This window comes from Dokdonia sp. Asnod2-E02 (genome assembly GCF_045063915.1).
Lineage (GTDB): Bacteria > Bacteroidota > Bacteroidia > Flavobacteriales > Flavobacteriaceae > Dokdonia.
In genome coordinates, this window is record NZ_JBEFNX010000005.1 from 1,804,259 (window position 1) to 1,830,383 (window position 26,125).

Consider the following 26,125-nt stretch of genomic DNA (forward strand, 5'->3'; position numbering starts at 1 on the left):
ATGCACCTGTACAATAAACTAAGCGCAAAAGAGAGAGCAGAGCTTATAGAACAAGCCGGAGAAGAACGTCTTACACTCTCTTTTTATCAGTACCATAAAATTGGTAATCCAGAACTTTTTAGAAATCACCTTTTCATTGCCTGGGACGCGATGGAGGCTTTAGGTAGAATATACGTCGCTCACGAAGGGATTAATGCCCAGATGTCTGTGCCGGCAAAGCGATTTACAGAGTTTAAGGAACACCTAGATGGTATAAACTTCTTAGAAAATGTACGCCTTAATATAGCTAGAGAGCAGGACAATAAATCTTTTTTAAAGCTCAAGGTAAAGGTGCGTCACAAGATTGTGGCAGATGGTCTAGAAGATGAAAGTTTTGATGTGACTAATAAAGGTGTGCACGTAAATGCATCTACCTTTAATGAGCTCATAGAAGATGATAATACGGTGCTTGTAGATATGCGCAATCACTATGAGAGTGAGATAGGTCACTTTAAAAATGCAGTCACTCCAGATGTAGATACCTTTAGAGATAGTCTTGATATTATAGAAGAAGATCTCAAAGACCACAAAGAAGATAAAAAACTAGTAATGTATTGTACCGGTGGGATAAGATGCGAGAAGGCTAGTGCTTATTTTAAACATAAAGGTTTTAAAAACGTGTTTCAGCTTGAGGGAGGTATTATAGAATATGCTCGCCAGGTAGAGGCAGAGAAGCTTGATAATAAATTTAAGGGTAAGAACTTTGTTTTTGACCATCGTCGTGGCGAGCGCATCTCTGACGATGTGATTTCTAACTGTCACCAGTGTGGAAAGCCTTGTGATGAGCACGTAAACTGTGCAAATGAGGCTTGCCACCTTCTATTTATACAATGTGAAGAGTGTGCAAAAGCAAACCAAAATTGCTGCTCTAGAGAGTGTGCAGAGATAAACGCACTACCATACGAAGAGCAAAAGAAATTACGTTCTGGTAAAGGAAATAGTAATAAGATATTTAAGAAAGGAAGATCTGAGAAGCTGGCTTTTAAGAAGTAGGACTGTAGAAGTAGAACTTACAATTTTCTGTTTGGCAAAGGCGCTTGAGATTACCTATCTTTATCCATAGTTCAGTTTTGAACAAAAAAATAACGTGTTTACACTACTGTTGCAGTCGCAGTGATTGATATAGAGTGATAAACCTTCTAAATATAAAATAATATGGCGTGTGGCAATTGTGGCACAGGTGCAGACGGATCTCCTAAAGGTTGTAAAAACAACGGAACCTGCGGGACAGATGGATGTAATAAACTTACGGTGTTTGACTGGCTTTCTAATATGTCTCTTCCAGAGGGACAAGAAGCTTTTAACTATGTAGAAGTACGGTTTAAAAACGGACGTAAGAACTACTATAAAAATGATGACAAAATCACCCTGAGTATAGGTGATATTGTAGCGACACAGGCAGAGTCTGGTCACGATATAGGGATGGTAACCCTTACGGGAGAACTTGTGCGCGTGCAAATGAAACGCAAGAAAATAAAACAAGATACACCAGACACTCTTAAAATTTACCGTAAAGCATCACAGCGTGATATAGATATCTGGACTACTGCTCGTGAGAAGGAAGAACCTATGAAGGTACGTGCGAGACAAATCGCAATACGCCTACAACTGCAGATGAAAATCTCAGACATAGAGTTTCAAGGAGATGCCTCAAAAGCTACTTTTTACTACACGGCAGAAGATCGTGTAGACTTTAGACAGCTCATAAAAGAATTTGCACAAGAGTTCCGTACTCGTATAGAGATGCGCCAGATAGGTTTACGCCAGGAGGCAGCTCGTCTGGGAGGTATAGGGTCTTGTGGTCGTGAGTTATGTTGCTCTACGTGGTTAACAGATTTTAGATCTGTAACAACCAGTGCCGCGAGATACCAGCAACTTTCACTTAACCCTCAAAAACTTGCAGGGCAATGTGGTAAATTAAAGTGTTGTCTCAATTATGAGCTTGATGCTTATATGGATGCCTTAAAGAGTTTTCCAAAAACAGAAACAAAACTTTATACTAAGAAGGGTACAGCAGTATGCCAGAAGATAGACATCTTTCAGGGCAGACTATGGTATGCTTATGAAGGCGAGTGGATGAACTGGCACGAGCTCACCACAGATCACGCAAATGAGATTATCACTGCAAACAGAAAAAAAGAACCTGTTGCAAGTCTAGAAGAATTTGCATCAGAGCTTATTGTAGAGACTACTGTAGATTTTGGCAACGTGGTAGGGCAAGACAGTCTCACCCGTTTTGATAAGCCAAAAACAACAAACAAGCGCCGCAACAATCGCAAGAAAAAGCGTAGCAATAGTGATAATAAACCACAAGCAAAGCGCTCACAACCTAAAGGTCCTAAAAAACCTAAGCAAGGCGGCCAGAAGGGTAAAACTTCTCAAAAACCTCAAAAAGAAGGACAAAAACAAGGTGGTACAAAACCAAATAACAGAAATAAAAAGCGCCCTCATAAACCAAAACCTAATGCGTAACGTATTACTAGGTATACTCATCATACTTTGTGCCTCTTGCGATTCAAAGCAGGAGTACCATAGTTACATTTCGCTAGGTGACTCTTGGAAGATAGACGAGCCTGTTGTGCTAGAAGTTACAGAGCTAGATAGTATGCAGGTATACGATACATTTATCACTGTGCGCAACAATAATGAATACCCGTACAGCAACCTGTTTTTAATAACAGAAATGCAGTTTCCGCGTGGAAGAACCATTACAGATACGCTAGAGTATGAGATGGCAAACCCAGATGGCACCTGGATGGGAGACGGTTTCGGAGATATAAAAGAAAGTAAATTAATATATAGAGAAGGAGTACGCTTTCGCGAAAGCGGAACCTACACCTTTACCATAAAACACGCAGTAAGAAAAAACGGTAATATAGATGGAGATGCAAATCTTGAAGGACTTACCGAAGTAGGCTTACGCATAGAAAAACAAGAATAAAAACACCTATGGCAACAAAAAAAGCTCCAAAAAAAACTGCCGAGAGTAGTGGAGATTACAGTAAATACATTTCTTGGTTCTGGAGACTATTTGTAGGAGGTCTAGCACTAGTGATACTAGTGTTCTTACTTGCTAGCTGGAACGCCTTTGGAGAGCTTCCTACTTTTGAAGAGTTAGAAAACCCTGAGAGTAATCTTGCTACAAAAATCATCTCTGTAGATGGAAAGCAGTTAGGAACTTACTATAATGAAAATAGAACACCTATCAAGTATGAGCAACTACCACAAAACCTAGTAGATGCGCTCGTTGCCACAGAAGATGAGCGTTATTATGATCACTCTGGTATAGACTTTAGAGGGACTACAAGAGCCTTTGCTTATTTAGGTCAAAAGGGTGGAGCAAGTACAGTCACACAACAACTTGCAAAGCTTTTATTTACAGGTCAAGCGGCTAGAGGATGGAAGCGCTATGCTCAAAAAATCAAGGAGTATGTTATCGCAACTCGTCTTGAGAGACAGTACACAAAGCAAGAAATTATTGCAATGTATCTCAATAAACAAGACTTCTTGTTTAATGCCATAGGGGTAAGCTCTGCCGCACGTATTTATTTTAATAAGGATGTAGAAGACCTTGAGCTACACGAGAGCGCAGTAATTGTTGCGATGCTTAAAAATCCTCGTCAGTACAACCCTTATCGTAAAATTTCTAGAGAAAAATCTCTAGGAAGACGTAATCAGGTATTCAAGCAGATGGAGAAAAACGGTATGATCACCACTGCCGAAAAAGACTCCCTGCAAGCGCTACCTATGGAGGTGAAGTTTACACCAGAAGGCCACGCAGATGGTATTGCTACCTACTTTAGAGAAAACCTAAAGAAGTTTATGGCCTCTTGGATAAAAGAAAACCCAAAGGGTGAGGATTTAGAAGGTAATCTTACTTATTACAATATTTATAGAGATGGTCTTACCATTACCACTACCATAGACTCGCGTATGCAAAAAATTGCAGAGGATGCTGTTGCAGCCCATATGCCTAGATTGCAAAAAGAGTTTGATAGACAAAACGAAAAAAATAAAACGGCGCCTTTTAGAGATATAGAAGAAGAGGATGTAGACAGAATTTTTAACAACGCTATAAAAAGTTCTTCTAGATGGCGTAAAATGAAAGCCCAAGGAAAGTCTGAAGATGCAATAAGAAAGTCTTTTGATATAAAGACAGATATGACCATCTTCTCTTGGGGAGGGGAGATAGATACAGTAATGACTCCTCGTGACTCTATACGTTATTACAAAAAGTTTTTACGTACCGGTATGATGTCTATGGTGCCACAAACCGGTGAAGTACGTGCCTGGGTAGGAGGTAATAATATGACACACTTTCAGTACGATCACGTACAGTTAGGAAAGAGACAAGTGGGATCTACCTTTAAGCCATTTTTATATGCCACCGCGGTAGACCAACTCAAAATCTCTCCTTGTGATACCTTGCCTAATACTATTTATTGTATTGCGGCAGGAAGTCACGGTAATACTAAAGACTGGTGTCCAGAAAACTCTGGAGGCGAGATGGGTGGAATGATCACAATGAAAAAAGCACTTGCTGAATCTGTAAACACAGTATCTGCTAGACTAATGGATAAAGTAGGCCCAGAGCCAGTAATTGACTTAGTAAGCAAGCTAGGGGTAGACACTAGTAAAATTCCTGCGGTACCATCTATTGCTTTAGGAACTGCAGATTTAAGTCTTTATGAGATGGTCTCTGCATACGGGGCTTTTGCAAATCAAGGGGTGTATGTAAAACCACAAATAGTAAGTACTATACAAGATAAAAACGGGACTATTCTTTACCAGCACGTGCCAGAAACACGTGATGTACTAAGTGCAGAGTCTGCTTATGTAACTTTACAGATGATGGAGGGAGTAACTCGATCTGGTTCTGGATCAAGATTACGTCATACTTGGAGAGGCAAAGACCCTGTGTATAGAAAAGCAGTAACAGGATATCCTTATGGATTTACAAACGCAATTGCTGGTAAAACGGGTACAACTCAAAACCAAAGTGATGGATGGTTTATGGGTATTGTTCCAAACCTGGTTACCGGTGTGTGGGTAGGAGGAGATGATCGTGCGGTACACTTCCCAGGCATTAATTACGGTCAGGGAGCTACAATGGCACTACCTATCTGGGGTATGTATATGAAAGACGTTTATGAAAACAAGGATTTAAAAATCTCAAAAAGTGAGTTTGATAAGCCTAAAGATCTTTCTATTACCATAGATTGTGATAATTATAAAAGTGAAGGCGTAAACGATGAGCTTCCAGATGAGCTAGATTTTTAATAAACGTAGTATCAATAAAGTTTCAAAAGAGTGTGGTAGTCTATCACACTCTTTTTTTATACCTATCAATATGATAAGTACGCTTTCGCGAAAGCGTAATCAATTACAAAATTCGTATTTTTAATCATTCAAAACCAAGAATATGATAACAAAAAAAGTTGCCGGAGTAGATGCGGCTCTTGAAGGTGTAACCAGTGGTATGACGATGATGCTAGGAGGGTTTGGCCTGAGTGGTATTCCAGAAAACGCTATTGCAAAGCTAGTAGAACTTAATATAGATAATCTCACCTGTATATCTAATAATGCGGGAGTAGATGATTTTGGCCTAGGATTGTTATTGCAGAAGAAGCAGGTTAAAAAAATGATCTCTAGCTACGTGGGAGAAAACGCCGAGTTTGAACGCCAGATGCTTAGTGGTGAGCTTGATGTAGAGTTAATACCTCAAGGTACACTTGCAGAGCGCTGTAGAGCGGCTCAAGCAGGCTTTCCAGCAATATATACACCAGCGGGTTACGGTACAGAAGTAGCAGAGGGTAAAGAGACAAGAGAGTTTGATGGGAAGATGTATGTGCTAGAGCACGCATTTAAGGCAGACTTTGCTTTTGTAAAAGCTTGGAAAGGTGATGCAGCGGGTAATCTTATTTTTAAAGGAACGGCACGTAATTTTAACCCTAATATGTGTGGAGCAGCAACCATCACTGTGGCCGAAGTTGAAGAACTTGTACCCGTAGGTGAGCTAGATCCTAACCAGATCCATATACCAGGTATTTTTGTACAGCGCATCTTTAAGGGAGAGAGGTACGAGAAGAGAATAGAGCAACGCACGGTAAGAACAAGAGATTAATTATGGCATTAGATAAAAATCAAATCGCACAGCGCATCGCAAAAGAGGTGCAAAATGGATACTACGTAAACCTAGGTATAGGTATACCTACACTAGTTGCAAACTATGTACGCGATGATATAGAAGTAGAGTTTCAAAGTGAGAACGGAGTGTTAGGTATGGGGCCTTTTCCTTATGATGGAGAAGAGGATGCAGATATTATAAATGCCGGAAAACAAACCATCACAACACTGCCTGGCGCTAGCTTTTTTGACAGTGCTACCAGTTTTAGTATGATACGTGGTAAGCACGTAGACTTAACCATACTAGGAGCTATGGAAGTTGCCGAAAATGGTGACATAGCAAACTGGAAGATACCAGGTAAAATGGTAAAGGGTATGGGCGGTGCTATGGATCTTGTAGCAAGTGCAGAAAATATTATCGTGGCAATGATGCATACCAACAGAGCAGGGGCTTCTAAACTTCTTAAAAAATGTAGCTTACCACTCACAGGCGTAGGTTGTGTAAAGAAGATAGTAAGTAACCTTGCGGTACTAGAGGTGACACCAGATGGGTTTAAATTATTAGAACGTGCACCTGGAGTTTCTGTAGAAGAGATACAGGCGGCCACAGAGGGCACATTACTTGTGGAGGGAGATATACCAGAGATGCAATTCTAAGGTATGATTATCTATGATTTAAATAATACACCACACGTTTATACATATGTAGACGGGAGAGACTATGAGCAACTAGGTGATCGTTTTTTGAGTAATACCTTTATGGCATTAGATTATTTATATAGAACTAATGCTCTTACGATTACATATATAGACGAGGGAGAAAAGAAAACGCTAGATATCATAGATGTATTAGTAGCAGATGTGGTAAATGGTATTAATATCGTGTACTCAGAGCGCAAGAACTATTACAGGCCGTCTACAAATACGGTGGGGTTTTATGACACACACGGTATTGTTTTTAGAAAGAATCATCGTAAGCGATGGTTTTCAAAAAATAAGGGGTACAATTCTCCTATGGCAGTGCTCGCTCACGAGTTAATACACTGTTATAATGAGCTGTTTGAAACAGAAGATTATAAAGCTAGAAAATTAAACCATACTTCGCGTAAAAAGAAAATAGATAGCGCCGGTAATGATATTTCTTATCCTAATAAAGAGGAGGAATTTGTAATACGTATGACAAACCAAGTTGCCAAAAGACTTGGAGAAGATAAAAGGTCTAATTATGGGCGTAGTTATTACGAAGTAGAAGAAGTTATCCACCCTAGAAAGAAAGGAAAACGGAAAAACGGAAGAATCTCACAAATATTTAACCACTCTTAGAGTGGTTTTTTTATGAAAATGCACCTGCATTAATTTTAAAGATTGAGATAAAATATCGACTAAAAACTAAATTATTCGATGAAATACACAAAATATTAACATTTGATGGTTATTTCTACACTTTTGGTCGTTGTCTATTTATAATATTATCTTACATTTACATTCCCAAATCAAGTAATTGATTCCGATGAAGTGCAAGGTAAGTTCGATAATCTACATTTCGCTTCATCATATAGTATAGCTTAAACGTATAAGAGTGTTTTGAGTTATGATTTGTTAGAAATCCGCGGGGGGAGCCCTGCGGATTTTGTTTTAATCCCTATTTGACGCAAGAATGAAAAAAATTACAAACTCAGCCAGACAACTCGCAACTGGAGTTCAAAATAGTTTCTACTTTACAACAAACTGTATAAAACTAGCAAGAAAAGTATTTATGATATAACTATAGTGACTAGATGCCTTTAGGTATAGCTCCTATAAGTCGTTTAGTATATGCTTGTTGAGGTTGTTCGTAAATAGCATCTGCATCCCCCATTTCTTCTATCATACCTTTGTTCATCACCACAAGTTGATCAGACATATATTTTACTACTGCGAGATCGTGAGATATAAAAATATAAGTAAACCCAAAGTCTAACTTAAGCTCATTAAGTAAATTAAGTACTTGTGCTTGTACAGAGATATCTAACGCGCTTACAGACTCATCACACACAATAAGTTTTGGGTTTACAGCTATAGTGCGTGCAATACCTATGCGCTGGCGCTGTCCTCCAGAAAACTCGTGCGGGTATCGATTATAATGTTCTTTCTCCAGACCTACACGTTCTAGTAATTGCAATACACGTTCTTTACGCTCCTTTGTAGAGTCATATAGTTTATGCACTTCCATAGGTTCAATAATAGCCTGGCCCACGGTTAGTCTAGGGTTTAGAGAAGCAAACGGATCTTGAAAAATGATTTGTACCTCTTTACGTAAGCTACGTAGCGCTTTACCTCTTAAACGTGTAATATCTGTCCCTTTATATAAAATATGTCCGGCTGTTGCTCGATCTAGCTGTAATATGGCATTCCCTAGCGTAGACTTACCACATCCAGATTCACCTACCAGACCTAGCGTTTCTCCCTCATAAATTTTAAAAGAAACATCATCTACCGCTTTAAAACCTTTGTCTTTGCTAAAAATGCCACTGTTAGAAAAGTATGTTTTCTCTACATTATGAACCTCTAGTAATGCTGGTTGGTCGTATAGTTTTTTAAGATGTGCAGCGCGCTCTGTTTTAGACTGCACCTCAGAAGCAGTTGTGTTGTCTAGGTAATCTTGTATAGTAGGGAGCTTTTTGAGTCGCTCATCTAGCGACGGTCTTGCGCTTAGTAGTGCTTTTGTGTATTCGTGTTGAGGTGATTTAAAGAGTTGTTCAGCTTCTGCAGTTTCTACTATATCACCTTTGTACATTACAAGAACGCGATCTGCAATATCACTTACCAGCGATAAGTCGTGAGATATAAAAATCACACTCATCTCGGTTTCTTGTTGTAATTGTTTAAGTAGTAATATAATTTCTTTTTGAACCGTAACATCTAGTGCCGTCGTAGGCTCATCTGCAATGAGAATTTTAGGCTTACAAGCAATGGCCATTGCAATCATTACTCGTTGTTTTTGACCTCCAGAAATTTCGTGAGGATAAGCCTCATAAATTTTTGAGGCAGTAGGGAGTTTTACTTTTTCAAATAAAGCTAGTACTTCGTTTTTTATACGCTTTCGCGAAAGCGTAGTATGCCTTCTCAAAATCTCTGCTACTTGTTCTCCACATCGCATAGAAGGATTAAGACTGCTCATAGGCTCTTGAAAAATCATAGAAATCTCATTACCTCTTATGGTTTGAAACTTTTTCTCAGACAGATGAACTAGGGACTCATCATCAAAAATGATATTACCTTCTATAAGTGTGTTTTTTTTAGGAAGTAAACCCAGCACCGCGAGGGATGATACACTTTTTCCGGAACCAGATTCTCCTACAATAGCAAGTATCTCATTACGGTATAAATCAAAAGAGATACCGTGTATCACTTCATTTACCTCTCCTTGCTGCCGGAAAGATATATGAAGCTGTTTTACAGAAAGAAGTTCTCGCGATTGCATTACTCAAAAATACGTTTTTTATATGCCAGATGGTAAACTATAAAAATGCTCTAGCCTGGTCTATTTTTATTCTAATTAATTAAGGAACTACAATTCTTGTTTAGCATATGGGGTACTTGCGTAAACATTAGGTATTTATTAATGTTTTGTTAAAAAAAAATGTGTAGTTCATCGAAAAGATTACGATTTAATCAAAGAATTGGCGTTATTTACGATTCAAATACCATTTTTTAATTAAAAAATTACAAACAATCCATTTTTAATTAAAATTCTCCAACATTAATCTAATAATCAAATTATGAAGAAATTGTACTCTTTTGTCCTACTGGTACTCCTAGCAGGATCGACAGCAATTGCTCAAAGTGTAGATGGCATTGTCCAGAAATATTTGAGCGGAAACGCAGAAGAAGTAGGCTTAAAAACTACAGACGTTGCACAATGGACAGTTACAGATATTGTCCCATCACTCAACCCCGAAATACAGCACGTCTATGTGCAACAGCAGTATCAAGGAATCCCTATCCAAAACGGAACATATAAACTTACCGTAAAAAATGGACAGGTTACTTATGAGATTAACCAGTTTATTAAAGATGTAGCAACAAAGAGTGCTGGAGTTGCTGCTAGCTTATCTCCAGAAAATGCGATACAAAAAGTGGTACAGCATCATAAGATGCAAGCACCTCGCAATCTTTCGGCAACAAAATCTAGCGGTAATACTTTTGAGTATGCAAACTCAGGTATAAGTATAGAGCCTATTAAAGTAGAAAAGCGATACCTATCTGTAGGAAACAAATTACACCTTACTTGGAATGTATCAATCTATCAACTAGATGCTCAACACTGGTGGAATGTAAATGTAGATGCCGCTACAGGTGAGATATTAAAAACCGAAGATTGGGTAGTGTCTTGCTCTTGGGAAGATCCAAACCACAGCGAGCACAATCATACTAGTTCTAATGCAAAAGAAGATGCTATTTACGGTCCGGTAAAAGCTAGCTCTGCAGCTGCAGTAGTAGGTGGAGGCTCTTATAATGTGTACCCGCTAGGTATAGAAAGCCCTAGTCACGGTAACCGCGCGATAGTAACAGATCCAGCTGTGGCAAATGCTTCACCATACGGGTGGCACGATACAAATGGTTCTGCAGGAGCAGAGTTTACTACTACAAGAGGAAATAACGTTCTAGCTCAAGATGATACAAATGGTAACAACGGTTCTGGAACAAGTCCTAATGGTGGGAGCGCTCTTAACTTTGACTTTGCACTTAATTTAAATAATACCCCATCTACATTTTTACCAGCAGCAACTACAAATTTATTTTACTGGAATAATATTATGCACGATGTGTGGTACCAGTATGGGTTTACAGAGGCAGCAGGTAATTTTCAAGAAAACAACTATGGTAAAGGTGGTATAGGAAGCGATTCTGTAAATGCAGATGCCCAAGATGGTAGTGGTACAAATAACGCAAACTTTGCAACACCACCAGATGGAAGTAACCCGAGAATGCAAATGTTCTTATTTACAAATCCTACTCGTGATGGAGATTTTGACAACGTGATTATTGCCCACGAGTACGGTCACGGTATTTCTACACGTCTTGTAGGAGGTCCTGGTACAAATGCTTTAGGAGGTAGTGAGCAAATGGGTGAAGGATGGTCAGACTGGTTAGGTCTAGTGATGACTATACGCCCAGGAGATACTAGAGATACTGCTAGAGGGGTAGGTACATATGCTATAGGACAGCCTACTACAGGAGCGGGTATTAGACCTACGAGATATGCTACAGATCTTGCTGTAAATGGTACTACTTATAATGACGTAAGTAGCCTTGTAGTACCTCACGGTGTTGGGTATGGTTTTGCAACGATACTATGGGATATGACTTGGGATCTTATAGATCTAGAAGGATATGATAATGACCAGTATAATGGTACAGGTGGTAACAACATCGCAATGGCTCTTGTTATAGAAGGTCTTAAGAATACGGCAAATAATCCTGGGTATGTTTCTGGACGTGATGGAATATTACAAGCAGATCAAGATCTTTATGGAGGACAGTATAACTGTTTAATATGGGACGCTTTTGCAAGAAGAGGTGTAGGTGTAGATGCTGTAGAAAATAGTAACGGTGGTACAAATACAAATACAGATCAAGTCGCTTCATTTACAAGTGGTTGTTCTGGACCACCACCACCAGCATCTTGTAACTCTACTGTGAGTTCTTTCCCATATTCTGAAGGGTTTGAAAATACTTTAGGAGCTTGGTCACAAGACACATCAGATGATTTTGACTGGACAGTTCGTATAGGAGGTACACCTTCTAACAGTACAGGACCTTCTGGTGCGAATGAAGGGTCATATTATATTTATGTAGAAGCATCTAGCCCTAACTTTGGAAGTAAGACTACTACAATAAACTCACCTTGTTTTAATCTTGCAGGAGTAAATGCTGCAGAGGCTACTTTTAGTTACCAGATGACAGGTAACTCAGTAGGTACAGTGAGACTAGAAGCTAGAGATGATAGCTCACAAACGTGGACAGAGTTATGGTCTCAAAGTGGAGATCAAGGAGCTGCCTGGCAAGATGCAACGGTAAGTCTTGCGGCATATGATGCCTCTACACAATTAAGATTTAGAGCAACTACATCTGCCTCTTGGCAAGGTGATATTGCTATAGATGGATTTGCTATAGAAGGTACTGCTCCGGCAGATACACAAGCTCCTACAGCTCCTACAAGTCTTGTTGTTACAGATGTAACAACCTCTAGTGTTGCATTATCTTGGAACGCTTCTACAGATAATATAGGTGTGGTAGCTTATGATGTATACCAAGGGTCTAATAACCTAGGAGAAGTTACAGTGACTACCGCAAATGTTACTGGTCTTGCAGAGGGAACTACTTACCAGTTTACTGTACGAGCAAAAGACGAAGCAGGTAATGTTTCTGGAGCGAGTAATACGGCAACAGCCACTACAGAGACTACTACAGTTCCATCGGGTTGTACAGCAACCGCTGGAGCAGGATATAGTGAAAGTTTTGAAGCTGGACTTGGTCAATGGACTCAAGATAGCAGTGATGATATAAACTGGACACGTGATGCATCTGGAACACCTTCTAGTGGTACAGGACCATCTTCTGGATCACAAGGATCTTTCTATATGTTTGTAGAAGCATCTGGTAACGGTACAGGATACCCAAACAAGAGAGCGATATTAAACTCTCCTTGTTTTGATCTATCTACAGAGACAGAGGCAAACTTTACATTTGATTATCATATGTATGGTTCTACAAATGGAGGTCAGGTAGATCTAGAAGCGAGTGCAGACGGTGGTACTACCTGGACAAGCCTATGGAACCAGACAGGAAACCAAGGTAACCAGTGGAATGCAGTTACCGTGAGCTTAGATGCTTATACGGGAGGTACAGTTCAGTTACGTTTTAACCGTATTACAGGTAGTACGTGGCAGTCTGATGTTGCAATAGATAATGTTGCTCTTACTGCTGGAGGCGGAGGAGATGACACCACAACTCCACCTACAGGATACTGTGCAGCAAACGGCAATAACAGTACAGAAGAGTATATCGCACGTGTGCAGTTAGGAAGCATAGATAACGCCTCAGGTAGAAATGCTGCCGGATACCAAGACTTTACAAATATCTCAACAGCCTTAAGTGGTAGTGCAACAATCACTATAACACCAGAGTGGCCAGGAAGCACTTACAGTGAAGGTTATGCTGTTTTTGTAGACTGGAATCGTGATGGTGACTTTGCAGATGCTGGAGAAACGGCTCTTACCATTTCTGCAACGCAGGCTACACCGGTAAGTGGTACTATCACAGTACCATCTGGAGCGGCTCAAGGAGCTACTCGTATGAGAGTGGTTATGAGATATAACGCTGTGCCAGCTGCTTGTGGAAGCTTTAATTATGGAGAGGTAGAAGACTACATTGTAAATGTATCAAGTAGTGCAGCCTTTGGTGGAGATACAGAAGGTGATACGGCATTTACAGACTTTGGAAAAGGAGACTTCTCAATCTTTCCTAACCCGGTTACTCGTGGGGAATTAAATATAAGCTTACAAGGAGCAGAAGCAACCTCTGTAACTATATTTAACCTTCTAGGTCAAGCGGTTCATAAAGGTAATTTTGAAAACACAATTGATGTGTCGAGACTTGAAGCTGGCGTTTATGTCATTCAAGTAGAGACTGAAGGTTCAAAAATGATTAAGCGCTTTATCAAAAAGTAAGGCCAGTCATTTATAAACATAAGAAATCCCGACTTCAGATGAGGTCGGGATTTTTTTGTTGTTATTACGCTTTCGCGAAAGCGTAAATAAAGCAATACTATTTATTTAAGAAGTTCTTAAACTCTTTATTAGTAAAGAGTTTCCAGATGCCCAAAAAGCCAGCGATAACTTGTAAGAAGGTCCCACCGGTTAATAATTCTGGAGCTCCTGGCCAGTGCATAATTTTAAATAATGCACCCAGAACAGTACAGATTAACCCTAAAATAAAAAGAGCGAGTATATGTTTTACTTTCATAACTATGGATTTTTTAAACCGATATTATTTCATCTTCATCAAGCAAGCGCTCGTTGCGTAGTTTGAGTAAAATTTGAGCCACGGCAACGGTGTCTTTCTCACAATATACGACTATGCGATCTATGTCATTTTCTTCATAATATACCTGGCGCACCTGGCTGCCGTCTATATCATCTTTTGGAGAAGGGATTCCCAAAATTTTGGTCATAAGCTTGAGAGAGGTGTAGTGTTTATAGTCTCCAAACTTCCATAAATCAAGGGTGTCTATATGAGGTATCTCCCAAGGTTTTTTTCCAAAAAGATTGAGCTTTTGTGGTAGCGTAACTCCATTTATAATCATACGTCGCGCGATATATGGGAAGTCAAATTCTTTACCATTATGTGCACAGAGTAAGTGCTCGCGGCGGTTAAAATGATCTTCAAGTAGATTTTTAAACTCATTAAGTAGCTTGGTCTCATCATTACCAAAAAAGGAGGTGGTTCTAAAGCGTTTTCCATCTGTACTGGTATTAAAATAGCCCACAGAGATACACACTATTTTTCCAAATTCTGCCCAGATGCCGGCACGCTCATAATAGTCTTCTGGTGTAAACTCATCCTTGCGCAGGTATCTTGTTTTATCTGCATAAAGTGCCTTTTCTACATCGTCTAGATCAGAAAAATCTGGATGTTGAGGTACCGTCTCAATATCCAAAAAAAGGATATGTTCTAGTTGAAGCCTTTGTATCATTTTTTTACTTTTAAAAGTACACTACCACTCGCATAATTTATAACACGTTGACCACCACCATCAACCTTTAAATTTATGGAGTTGAATATTATTTTTACATCCACAAGATCATTTGTTTTACGGAGTGTAAGTTTATCTCGGTCGTTAATGGGTTTATTTATATCCTCACCTTCTAGTTGTTTTAAAAATGCCTGTGTGGGTATCGTGAGTGCTGTGCTGTCTTGTGTTGTGATAAGAATTTCTTTCCCATTAAGCAACATAGAAAAGCCTTCTTCTATATATTCTGACTGACCGTTGAGGTTAAAGTGAAAGTCTTGCTTCCAGTCATAGCCACGTATATCATATGCTGCACTAGAGGCGTTGTTAAAGTGTACGCGTTTTTTCTCTATATCACTAGCCGTCATTTTATACCCTAAGTCTTTTAAAATATAGTTAGACAACTTCCAGGTAGCAACATCAGTATGTTTTTCTACCGGGTTGTAACCTATGATGGGTTTAAGATCTTCTGCGGCATCGTGTTCTACGAGGTACCTTGTGATAGATGAAAATCTTCTATAAGATTCGGGGTCTGAGTTTTTTTTATTTTCTGCTTTCGCGAAAGCGGTATACATCTTTTCAAATTCATCCATCTGGCTGCGTTTACTCACAGAGAAGGCTCCCCAAAACCCAAAAGTGCTCAATAAACCCATAACCGCAAGAGCTATAGGTAAAAACCGAAGCTGCTGCTTGCGACTGAAGAGCAAGTAAAGCGTAGCGCCTGTTATAAAAATCGCAATTACAATAAGAAAATATCGCGCCTCTGTGATGCCGTAATCTGATACTCTTTTATAAATCGCGGCATAAAACAAGATGAGCAAGGGTAGTAATAACCAGTATGCAAGCGGCTGAAAGTTTTTAAAAACCCTAGAGGTATGAGTTGCTTTTAAGGGATGAATAATAAACTGAATGATAAATAGAAGCCCAGCAAGTGCGATAATGAGGTAGCTCACCCAGCCCTTAGGTAATTCCCACTGTATACAGATTTTAAGAGCATAGGCATACAGTATTGTGATGTAGAGTGCGGCAAGCGGTATGAGTATAAACTTTACAAAGACTTCAATAGCTTTATGAAAGTGCAGGTGTATGTTATGTTGTACCTCTTTAGGAAAATCTGATAGGTATACCCACGTATTTATGATTCCTAAACACAGCAAGAATAACTGGAAGTAGCGCCTACCATTTATTTTTACACCAAAAAGATACTCTATGGCTAGCAATGCAAGTACGATACCTAGATAAAACACTCCAGAAAACAAGGCACTCCTGGCGATTGCCATAAGCATATCTGCCAGATAATTCCAGTAGGCTTTAGGGTGCCATACAGTAATAAAAGGAGCAAAGAGTAGCGCTAGATGCCCTACTATAAGTAGTACAAACCACCTTATATATGGGGTCTCATTATTATTTTGAAAGTCATAGTCAGGTAATGTAAAATAGAATGCAACAAGGAGTAATATGATAATAACCTTAATCCACCAGAGTCCTTTTCTTTTAAACTGCTCGATGTAAAACTGAGTTCCTATAAGCCAGCTCACACCTAATATTGCTGTGAGTGAAATGTTGTTATAGGTTTCAAATATGTCGTCTACATCTCTTTCGGTAAGTACTACCAGCAGTAGTGTAAATAATATAACCCAGATGAGTGTCACAGGAAATCTCTTAAAGGCAGCAAGCGCCTTGATGATGAATTCTGAAGGGGAAAATAATCGCATTGATTGATGATTGAATGTATTGAAAAATACAATAAATTAATAGAACTCTATGCTAATCAGTGTTTTGAGTCATTTCATACCCTGCGTCTATGTAATCATAAAAGTCTTGAGTAAATGGTTTTCCTTCTACCCAGTCACCACGATGGTGCCCTAGTCTTACAATGATAAGATTGTCTTCTGGTATGGTAATGACGTATTGCCCTAGTATACCTCTCATTGCAAATATTTTTTTATCGCGATAGTTACTTAGCCAGAAGCCGTATCCATACTCCGTATCTTGAGCAAAGCGTGGGTTTATGCTGGTTGTTACAAAATCTTTTGGAAGTAATCTTTTGCCATTCCAAGAGCCACCATCTTTATAGAGTTTTCCAAAACGGGCAAAATCTCTAGCATTACTTGCTATACAGCAATAGGTTTTTGCCAGCTTGTTATCATCATCATCTAGCTGCCATAATGCTTCTTGCTCCATACCCATAGGTTTCCAGAAGCTGTCTGATAGGTATTGCGGTAGCGGTATGCCACTAGCTTTCTGTATCACCATACCTAGCAATTGTGTGTTGCCAGAGAGATATTTAAAAGTTTGACCGGGTTGCTCTGTAACCTTGAGATTTAATATAGTTTCGGCAAGGTCATCATCATAATAAGAACGTGCTGTAAGGCTAAAGGGGCTAGAGTAACTCTCATCCCAGTTAAGACCAGAAGCCATAGAGGAGAGATCTCCCACAGTCATACCAGAACCAGCAAATTCTATAAAAAAATCACTCACGGGTTGATCTAGTGATTTTATATAGCCGTCTTGTATGGCCTTACCTAGCAACGCGCTGGTAATGCTCTTTGCCATAGAGAACGAGTTAGTCTTGCTTTTCTCGCTATAACTCGTTGCATAATCCTCATATAAAATACTATCGTTTTTAATGATTAAAAAGGCAATGGTCTCAAGCTCACTATTAACAGAAGATAGACGCTCTGTAGGTACGACGTTGTTATATTGCTTATGCTTTGGCCAGGTCTGTGGGGTGGTAGTTTCAATAGTCGCGTTATCAAAATAATCATAGTCGTCTATAAAAGCCGTAGTATGACCAGTCATATATACCACGCGCACACCTTTTAAAATGTAGTCATAGTCTGTGATGTAAAGAGCCGCTATAATGATAGCAATAAAAAAAAGTAAGCCTTTAAAAAAATTTTTCAGATACCTCATTTTGTAAAGATTGATATTTTAAAAGTATTATTTTTTTGCTTTCGCGAAAGCGTTACTCACCTTTAATAAAAGCCTAATCTAAAATAAAGAACCTTGCGTCACTGGGCTCTCGTGTTCTAAGAGCCACTTCTTGCGATGTAGTCCACCAGCGTAGCCCGTGAGAGAGCCATCACTACCTATCACGCGATGACAAGGGATGATGATAGAAATAGGATTTTTACCATTTGCACTGGCTGCTGCACGTATTACCTTTGGGTCACCCAGTTGTTTTGCCATTGTGAGGTAGGTTGTAGTCTCGCCGTGAGGGATGGTGCAAAGTTCCATCCAGACCTTTTGCTGAAAAGTCGTTCCCTTAGGGGTAAGAGAGAGGTCAAAATGACTTCGCTCTCCTGCAAAGTATTCTTTAAGTTGTTTTACAGCCTCTTGAAGAGCGTCTGGAATTGCTTTTGTAATCGCTTGTTCTTTTTCAATAAACGTAGCAGCACAGAGTCCTTCTTGGCTTCCTTCTAATAATAATAGACCTAGAGGTGTTGATATAATAGCTGCTTCCATAGTTTCAAATATAGGAATTAAGTGTGTTGTATATTGTACTGTAAGTCAGTACATTTGATGGTTTTAAGGCAGGCATATGCGTCTATTATTAGTATTTATAATCCCTATTATACTTTTATCTAGTCATAAGGTCTCTGGGCAAGAAAATGCTCAGACCTATGATGAGGGTAGAATTTACACCTTAGATATTGCAAAAGGGCAATTCCAAAGTAAAGAATACACTAGCGCTATACATACACTAGATGAGTTACTTAACTCCTCAGCAATAGAAGAAGATTCAAAAAAGCAATTCCAAGGATTTACATTACTAGGTGACATCTACCTAATGCTTAAGGATACACCTAAAGCTCACGAGGCATTTGAGCGTGCCTTAAAAATGGCACAAAAGTCTAAAAATGATACACTACTCGCCATATCATACAGTAATCTAGGTAAAACATATAGCGTATATCCTGAGTTTGAAGAAAGGGCTACTACACTGTTTAAAAAGAGTATAGACACTTATACTAAGCTTAACCTTAGAGATGATGCCCTCCAGTCATATATAGAGTTAAGCCGTATGTATCTCACACGAGATAATATTGCAATGGCTTACCCTGCCCTTATGGAGGCAAAAATGATGAGCTTAAGGGATACACTTAATTTTAAACCAAGGGCACAGATCCTTACACTATTAGGTAAATATTATATTAAAAAAGATAAAAGCACTCTAGCCGAAGAAGCCTTACTAGAAGCTATAGATATTTCTTTTGAACAAGAACTCATTGCCCAAGAAGAGCAAGCACAGCAACAGATAGCGAGACTCTATGAGCAAGAGAAAAAATTTGAAGAGGCATATTATCACTCGCAGCGACAGCTATTACTTGCAAACCAACTATATAAAAATGAAACCCAACAAGAAGTAAGACTTGCTAGCGCACAGTTTGATTATAGAGCAAATAAGCGCGAACTAGAAATTACCAAGAAAGAAAAAAGCCTTACAGATATACTAGCGGCGAGCTCACGTAGAGCAAATACCGTGCTTATAGTTGCATCATTACTCTTGCTTATAGGTTTATTTATCATCTACACGATGTATAAATCTCGTAAAAACTATAGTGATCGCTTACGCGAAAAAAACATAGAACTCACAAAGGCCAAAAATGAAGCCGAACAACTCTCAAAGCTGAAGACGCAATTTTTCTCTACCATAAGTCACGAGTTACGCACGCCACTTTATGGGGTAATAGGTATTGCTACCATTTTACTTGAAGATAAAATCATAAAAACACATCGTGATGACTTAAAGTCGCTTAAGTTTTCGGCAGATTATTTACTTGCTCTTATAAACGATGTGCTCCTTATGAGTAAGATGGAGGCAAAAGATATTACACTTGAGCACGCACCTTTTAAACTTACTACCTTATTACATAGCATTACTCGCTCATTTGAGTTTAGCCTTGAGCAAAACAACAATAAACTTCATCTACATATAGACCCAGAGGTGCCTAATGAGCTTCAAGGAGATTCTGTAAGACTTTCTCAAATACTAATGAACCTTATAGGTAATGCTATAAAATTTAATGAAAATGGAAATATCTGGATAAACATACATCAGCAAGCCCACACAGATGAAGGGCGTCATAGCATCTTGTTTGTAGTAAAAGATGATGGTATGGGTATACCAAAAAGTAGCCAAGACACCATTTTTGAAGAGTTTACTCAGGTAGAGAATAAAAACTATAATTATCAAGGTACCGGTTTAGGTTTACCTATAGTAAAAAAGCTACTCGCATTATATAATAGTGAGGTTATACTAGAAAGTGATGACGGGCAAGGAGCAACCTTCTCATTTGTTATAGAATTTGAAAAACCTAAGAGCACAGCATTACCTCGTCAAGTTATTACATCAAATGAGTTGTTAGGGACAGAGAGTGTACACACACTACAAGATGCTCATATTCTTGTGGTAGATGATAACCGTATTAATCAAAAAATCACTCAAAAACTTCTTGAGAGCAAGGGTTTATTGTGTAGTCTAGCTAGTGATGGTGTAGAGGCCGTAGAGATGGCAAAAAATCAAGAATATAGCCTTATACTTATGGATATCCATATGCCTAAAAAAGATGGTATACAGGCCACAAAAGAAATTAGAACGTTTGATAAGTCTACACCTATAGTTGCCTTAACAGCGGTAGAGATACAAGAGATAAGACATAAAATTTATAAAGCAGGAATGGATGACATTCTAGTAAAACCTTATGATGTATCGCTGTTTTTAAGTGTGCTAGTACGTAATATTAAAAACAAACATATTGTAACCGCATAAAGTGGCTGGGTTACTCGCTTTTAGGGCTATTCTCATCATAAAGCCCTAGAGCTTTGGCCCTTTTTTGCCAGTTGCGACGGGCTAGCGTTTGCAAGTCTGCTACACTATCACTTTCATCCATAATTTCTAGTCCAAGAAGAGTTTCTATCACATCTTCCATTGTGACAAGACCACTCATAGTACCATATTCATCTACCACTAGGGCGATGTGATTTTTTGTAGAAATAAGTTCTTCAAAAAGATCTGGAATAGGCAAATTACGTTTTGTGATTAAAATAGGACGTTCTATCTCTTTAAGAGTTGTTGTGTGATTATCTAGTGCCATCTCACGGTAAACCTCGCTCTTTAAAACAATACCAGTGATGTGATCACGTGTTCCTTCAAAAATTGGAATCCTAGAAAAACGTAGCGATTGATTTTCTTCAAAAAAGTCTGCAACGGTTGTGTTTGCATCTGCCATTTTTATGACTGTACGTGGCGTCATAATATCCTTAGTAAGTACCTCTTTAAAAGTAAGAAGGTTATTAAGAATTTTAGATTCACTTTCTTCAAAAACGCCATCTTCACCAGCCATTTGTGCCATTGCAGTAAAGTCCTCACGGCTTAGCACACTCTCGTGATGACCACCGCCACCTACCATACGAGTAAAAAGTTGTAGCAACCATAATACTCCTGTGTACTTTAAAAGTAGCACCATTATCTTAAGTGTCTTTGCAGAGAAGTTTGCTAGAGATTTCCAAAATTTTGCACCTATAGTTTTAGGTATAATCTCACTAGCAATTAAGATAAGTAATGTCATTATTGCAGAGACAAAACCAAGAAAATTAATCTCTGTAAAGCCTAAGTTTATAACAAACTCTGGGTATAAATCTGCAGCTACAGTACCTACCATCATTGCACCTACGGTGTGTGCAAGTGTGTTTAAGGTAAGGATTGCAATAAGCGGTTTATCTACATCTTTTTTAAGTTCTTCAAGAGTTTCGGCGTAGGCTTTTCCTTCGTTTTTCTTGATGTTTATAAACGTAGGTGTCACACTTAGAAGTACAGCTTCAAGTATAGAACACAAGAATGAAAAAAATATCGAAATCGTTGCCCAAAGTAAAAGTTGACCCATAGTTAGTTTGCTATTTATGTAAATGTATGGAAAAAGAGAGTATAGTAGAAGTGCTTTTACGCTTTCGCGAAAGCGTAATTTTACTCATACTTCTCATAAACCTCTTTAAAAGTAAATGCTTCTTTGCTTGCGCCGTGCTTTTGTAAGAACTCGAGCTTCTCTAGTCCTTCTTGCGCTGTAGGTGTTGTGCCTGCCTTAATCCACCAGAGTACGTAGTGTGCCGTTCCGTATTTTTGGAACCACTCTTTCTGGCGTTTCATAATCGCACTGTGGAAGGTTTTATAGGTGAATTCTCTTAGTGACGCCACATCTTCCCACACAGAAAAATTAATAAGCACCTGCTCATCGTTAAGCGCATTAGGAGCGGGTGCGGCTTCGGTATCTATAATGTCACGCCATATAAAACCTGGCGAACTTTCGGCTAGCTCATTTACACGGTCTGTATTATCTCTAAAGTCCTTCATCTCTGGATCTTCTATAGAGACACCCTTCATACGGGCTACATTGAGCTGTGCAAGGTGATATGCCATTACCCGAGTAACTTTACCACATCTTTTGCAAAGTAGCTAGCTATTACTTGTGCTCCTGCTCTTTTTATAGCTGTGATTTGTTCCATCATCACGCTATCGTGATCTAGCCATCCTTTTTCGGCAGCGGCTTTGAGCATTGCATACTCACCACTTACTTGGTAAACGGCTATCGGTACATTTACAACTTCTCTTAAATCACGTACAATATCTAGGTAACATAGTCCTGGTTTTACCATCACGATATCTGCACCTTCTTCTATATCCATCAGGGTTTCTTTAATCGCTTCGTCACGATTTGCAAAGTCCATCTGGTATGTCTTTTTATCTTTTGGAATATCTTTTAAGTCTACTGGCGCACTGTCTAGAGCATCACGAAAAGGGCCATAAAAAGAGCTTGCATACTTTGCGCTATAACTCATAATACCGGTGTTATAAAAACCTTCGTCTTCTAGCAAGGTGCGCATTTCAAAAATGCGGCCATCCATCATATCGCTTGGAGCAAGTACATCTGCTCCTGCACGAGCGTGACTCAATCCCATCTCGGCAAGTATGGCTGTGGTGTCATCATTTACAATCTCACCATTACCTACCACACCATCGTGGCCAAATTTCGAATAAGGATCTAGTGCAACATCTGTCATAACCAGCATATCTGGACAGGCGTCTTTTACGGTTTTTATAGCACGTTGCATTAGGCCGTCTGCATTAAGCGCTTCGGTACCAGAGTTGTCTTTTAAGTTATCTGGTACTTTTACAAACAGAAGTACGGCTTTAAGTCCCATTGCCCAGAGCTCTTTTACCTCTTTAGTAAGTAAGTCAAGACTGTAGCGATAGTAATCTGGCATAGAGTCTATCTCTTGCTTTATCCCTTTTCCTTCTACCACAAAAAGCGGTACAAGAAAATCATTTGGAGTGATATAGGTCTCTCTTACTAGTGAGCGCATAGCCTCACTGCTACGTAGTCTTCGGTTTCTTATAAGCATCGTTCTATCTTCTATGTGTTGAGGTAAATAGGTGTGTGATTTTAAATACATCTAGTTTCAATATCTATCTAAACCTCGTATTTTGCATTACAAATTTACCAATTTAAACATCGCCTTCCTTTGCTCAAAGAAGCCTTTCAATTTATTTATCCCTGGCGCACCTATCAGGAGCGATTTTTAAAAGATTTTCAAGATCACATTGCAGATGATCACTTGCACGTAGTTGCCCCACCAGGCTCGGGAAAAACTGTGCTTGGTCTTGAGATGATGCGCCGTGTAGATAAGTGCACGCTTGTGCTCGCACCTACTATCACGATACGCAACCAGTGGGAGGAGCGTATGTTTGAGTGCTTTATCGAGCAAGAAAAATGTACTATTCCGCTTTCGCGAAATATAAAAAAACCTGCACACATCACCTTTGCAACCTATCAATCATTACACGCATTTGCCAAAAATGAAATGGAAGGCGATACGGAACGTGTGCTTAATTTTTTCGCGCAAGCGGGAATAAAAAACATCGTACTAGACGAAGCTCATCACCTTAAAAACGAGTGGTGGAAACCACTTTTTGCACTTAAAGAACTGCCAGAGTGCACCATTACCGCACTTACGGCAACACCGCCATATGATAGTGATCAAGCAGAGATAGCAAAGTATTTTCAGCTTTGTGGACCTATAGATATTGAGATAAGCGTGCCAGAGCTGGTTAAAGAAGGAAACCTCTGTGCACACCAAGATTATATTTATTTTTCTGAGCCAGATGCTGCACAAATAGAATACATTTTAGACTATCGTGTTAAGGCAAAAGCAGTTATAGATGAGCTGGTTGAAAATAGTGAGTTTGGCAGTTTTATTATAAGTCTCCCAGTATATAAAACACCAGGAAAACATCTTGAGATCATTTATAAAGACCCTAACTTTTATATAGCTTCTCTTGTCTATCTTAATGCACGTGGGTATAAAATCCCTAAGGTAAAAATAGATTTGCTAGGTGTAGACCTTACCCAAGAAAAGCTTCCTACCTTTAATCAAGAGTGGGCAGAAAAGTTATTGCAACCGCTACTAGTAGATGACCGAGAAGATCATTATGAAGACGAAGAGGTACTCGCTACTGTTGAGAAGACACTTCGTAAGGTAGGTACTTTTGATAAAAAACGTGTAAACTTTAAAGGCGAGCAGCAATTATATAAATCACTAGCCCAAAGCCCTAATAAGCTCAAGAGCATACGAGAGATTATAGATTTTGAAAGTACTCAAATGGGTGAAAACTTACGCGCTGTTATACTTACAGATTACGTGCGTAAGGAATTTATAGACACCCCTACAGAGGCGCTTGACACAATAAATAAGCTGGGAGTAATACCTATCTTTCACCATCTGCGCTACTCACTTGAACAACATCCAGATAGGTGGCAGGGTAAGGATAAACTAGAAAAACTTGCCGTACTCACAGGTACCATTATCATAGTACATAAAACACTGGTAGCACAAATTACAGAGACCCTAGATAGTGATGATTTTACACACGACGCATTAGGTGATACAGCCTTTGTGATAGTGCGACCTAGAGAAAAGGTAAAAAGCCAGATGGTAAGCCTTATGACGGCTCTTTTTACAGACGGCCATATAGAAGTGCTAGTAGGCACAGCAGCATTACTAGGAGAAGGTTGGGATGCGCCAGCTATAAATACATTAGTACTTGCCTCTTACGTGAGTTCTTTTGTAATGTCTAACCAGATGCGAGGTAGAGCCATACGAGTACAGCCTAGTAATCCTTATAAGGTGGCTTCTATATGGCATCTTGCTTGCATAGATCCCACTATAGATGGTGGTGGTGAGGATGTGATAAAATTAACCAGACGCTTTGATGCCTTTTGTGGTGTATCACTAGAGGGAACTCCCTTTATAGAAAATGGCGCAGAGCGGTTTGCTCTACCTACCACTATTTTAGAAAAAGAAGTATTAAATAGTAAAATGTGTACCCTTGCGGGAAATAGAGGTGCGATACAACAGCGATGGGAGCAAGCTATAGGTACGGGAAAACTGCTAGTGCGCGAACTGAAACTAGACTTTAAACCTAAGGGTAAGCCGTTACAAAAAAACAGCGTTTATTATAAAGATGCTGTAAAATATGGAGTACTACAACTGGGAGCCTTACTCACGATTACCGTACCGGAGATTATTATTAATAATGCAGGAGCTTACTTCTCTAGAGGGATGAGCTTTTTTATATATGCAGTGCTAGGCACAGCGGCAATGGTACTTGCGCCTAAGACATATAAAACGCTCGTATTGTACTTAAAATATGGACGTGTAGATAAACTGGTGTATAAAATGGGGCAAGTAGTGCTTAAAAGCCTACGAGAGGAGTACTACATCACCACGCAGCTAGAAGCCCTAAAACTAGGTGTAGAGTATCTACCTAATGGTGCCGTCTCTTGCTTTCTTACAGGAGCTACTGCCAAAGAAGAAATCCTTTTTGTAAAGTGTATGGAAGAACTTCTTACGCCTATAGATAATGCACGCTATATGATTGAGCAGTCAGGGTGGTGGCAGCGCAAGTTTGGCTTTGCTAATTATTATCCCGTACCAGAACTCTTTGCAGGTAATAAAAAAGATGCTTCGCTCTTTTTTAACTTCTGGGGAATTTATATTTCAGAAAATGCAACGCTCACATTCACGCGTACTAAGGAAGGTAGAAAACGACTCTTAAAAGCACGTTTTCATTACTTAAATACCAAAGGCGGATTTAAAACCAAGACGAGTGCTATATGGAGATAG

General features: G+C 39.2%; 19 protein-coding genes. 10 read left to right on the forward strand and 9 right to left on the reverse strand.

The features are described 5' to 3' along the window. The 7 genes from ACJJVM_RS08235 to ACJJVM_RS08265 all read left to right on the forward strand — a co-directional run bounded on the left by ACJJVM_RS08235 (nt 1) and on the right by ACJJVM_RS08265 (nt 7,488). Nucleotides 1-1,032, forward strand: coding sequence for a rhodanese-related sulfurtransferase (locus ACJJVM_RS08235; RefSeq protein ID WP_405211360.1), 1,032 nt, complete (start codon nt 1-3; stop codon nt 1,030-1,032). Nucleotides 1,033-1,194: 162 nt separating this feature from the next. Further along, nucleotides 1,195-2,511, forward strand: a complete 1,317-nt coding sequence (locus ACJJVM_RS08240) for a stage 0 sporulation family protein (RefSeq protein ID WP_405211361.1) — start codon at nt 1,195-1,197, stop codon at nt 2,509-2,511. Beyond that, a complete protein-coding gene (locus ACJJVM_RS08245; protein WP_038598030.1) occupies nt 2,504-2,980 on the forward strand; it encodes a gliding motility lipoprotein GldH in 477 nt (158 codons plus the stop codon). Before ACJJVM_RS08240 ends, ACJJVM_RS08245 begins: the two co-directional genes overlap by 8 nt. A gap of 8 nt (nt 2,981-2,988) precedes the next feature. Further along, entirely contained in the window at nt 2,989-5,319 is a 2,331-nt protein-coding gene (locus ACJJVM_RS08250) for a penicillin-binding protein 1A (RefSeq protein WP_405211362.1), read from the forward strand. A 142-nt stretch (nt 5,320-5,461) separates the two neighbouring features. Then, nucleotides 5,462-6,163 carry a CoA transferase subunit A gene (locus ACJJVM_RS08255; RefSeq protein ID WP_405211363.1) on the forward strand — a complete coding sequence of 234 codons (702 nt, stop codon included), beginning with the start codon at nt 5,462-5,464 and terminating at the stop codon, nt 6,161-6,163. A 2-nt stretch (nt 6,164-6,165) separates the two neighbouring features. After that, on the forward strand, nt 6,166-6,822 hold the full coding sequence (locus ACJJVM_RS08260) for a CoA transferase subunit B (protein WP_298349563.1): 657 nt from the start codon (nt 6,166-6,168) through the stop codon (nt 6,820-6,822). Nucleotides 6,823-6,825: 3 nt separating this feature from the next. Continuing rightward, a complete protein-coding gene (locus ACJJVM_RS08265; RefSeq protein WP_405211364.1) occupies nt 6,826-7,488 on the forward strand; it encodes a hypothetical protein in 663 nt (220 codons plus the stop codon). Between the two features lie 451 nt (nt 7,489-7,939). On the opposite strand, the gene ACJJVM_RS08270 is transcribed toward ACJJVM_RS08265, so the two are convergent. Next, entirely contained in the window at nt 7,940-9,628 is a 1,689-nt protein-coding gene (locus ACJJVM_RS08270) for an ABC transporter ATP-binding protein (RefSeq protein ID WP_405211366.1), read from the reverse strand. Between the two features lie 298 nt (nt 9,629-9,926). On the opposite strand from ACJJVM_RS08270, the gene ACJJVM_RS08275 reads away from it, so the two are divergent. Beyond that, nucleotides 9,927-13,880 carry a M36 family metallopeptidase gene (locus ACJJVM_RS08275; protein ID WP_405211367.1) on the forward strand — a complete coding sequence of 1,318 codons (3,954 nt, stop codon included), beginning with the start codon at nt 9,927-9,929 and terminating at the stop codon, nt 13,878-13,880. Between the two features lie 97 nt (nt 13,881-13,977). Here ACJJVM_RS08275 and ACJJVM_RS08280 read toward each other — a convergent pair whose 3' ends face one another. From ACJJVM_RS08280 to ACJJVM_RS08300, 5 genes are all read right to left on the reverse strand, one after another. Continuing rightward, nucleotides 13,978-14,175 carry a GldL-related protein gene (locus ACJJVM_RS08280; RefSeq protein WP_396597742.1) on the reverse strand — a complete coding sequence of 66 codons (198 nt, stop codon included), beginning with the start codon at nt 14,173-14,175 and terminating at the stop codon, nt 13,978-13,980. A 13-nt stretch (nt 14,176-14,188) separates the two neighbouring features. Further along, nucleotides 14,189-14,905, reverse strand: a complete 717-nt coding sequence (locus tag ACJJVM_RS08285; RefSeq protein WP_405211368.1) for a 3'-5' exonuclease — start codon at nt 14,903-14,905, stop codon at nt 14,189-14,191. Next, nucleotides 14,902-16,656, reverse strand: a complete 1,755-nt coding sequence (locus tag ACJJVM_RS08290; RefSeq protein ID WP_405211370.1) for a DUF4153 domain-containing protein — start codon at nt 16,654-16,656, stop codon at nt 14,902-14,904. The genes ACJJVM_RS08285 and ACJJVM_RS08290 overlap by 4 nt, the downstream gene beginning before the upstream one ends. A 52-nt stretch (nt 16,657-16,708) precedes the next feature. After that, entirely contained in the window at nt 16,709-17,857 is a 1,149-nt protein-coding gene (locus ACJJVM_RS08295; RefSeq protein ID WP_405211371.1) for a serine hydrolase domain-containing protein, read from the reverse strand. 78 nt (nt 17,858-17,935) lie between these two features. Beyond that, nucleotides 17,936-18,409, reverse strand: coding sequence for a methylated-DNA--[protein]-cysteine S-methyltransferase (locus tag ACJJVM_RS08300; protein WP_405211372.1), 474 nt, complete (start codon nt 18,407-18,409; stop codon nt 17,936-17,938). 76 nt (nt 18,410-18,485) lie between these two features. Here ACJJVM_RS08300 and ACJJVM_RS08305 point away from each other — a divergent pair, with 76 nt between their 5' ends. Next, entirely contained in the window at nt 18,486-20,717 is a 2,232-nt protein-coding gene (locus ACJJVM_RS08305) for a response regulator (protein WP_405211374.1), read from the forward strand. Nucleotides 20,718-20,727: 10 nt separating this feature from the next. Here the strand turns inward: ACJJVM_RS08305 and ACJJVM_RS08310 are convergent, their stop codons facing one another. The 3 genes from ACJJVM_RS08310 to hemB form a co-directional block, all read right to left on the reverse strand. Beyond that, nucleotides 20,728-21,831, reverse strand: a complete 1,104-nt coding sequence (locus tag ACJJVM_RS08310) for a CNNM domain-containing protein (RefSeq protein ID WP_038598006.1) — start codon at nt 21,829-21,831, stop codon at nt 20,728-20,730. Nucleotides 21,832-21,911: 80 nt separating this feature from the next. Next, complete coding sequence (locus tag ACJJVM_RS08315) at nt 21,912-22,361, reverse strand: DUF3291 domain-containing protein (protein ID WP_405211375.1); 450 nt, start codon at nt 22,359-22,361, stop codon at nt 21,912-21,914. Continuing rightward, nucleotides 22,361-23,395: a porphobilinogen synthase gene (gene hemB, locus ACJJVM_RS08320; RefSeq protein ID WP_405211376.1), complete on the reverse strand. Its 1,035-nt coding sequence runs from the start codon at nt 23,393-23,395 to the stop codon at nt 22,361-22,363. The genes ACJJVM_RS08315 and hemB overlap by 1 nt, the downstream gene beginning before the upstream one ends. Before the next feature lie 69 nt (nt 23,396-23,464). Between hemB and ACJJVM_RS08325 the strand changes: the two genes are divergently transcribed. Then, a complete protein-coding gene (locus ACJJVM_RS08325) occupies nt 23,465-26,125 on the forward strand; it encodes a DEAD/DEAH box helicase family protein (protein WP_405211377.1) in 2,661 nt (886 codons plus the stop codon).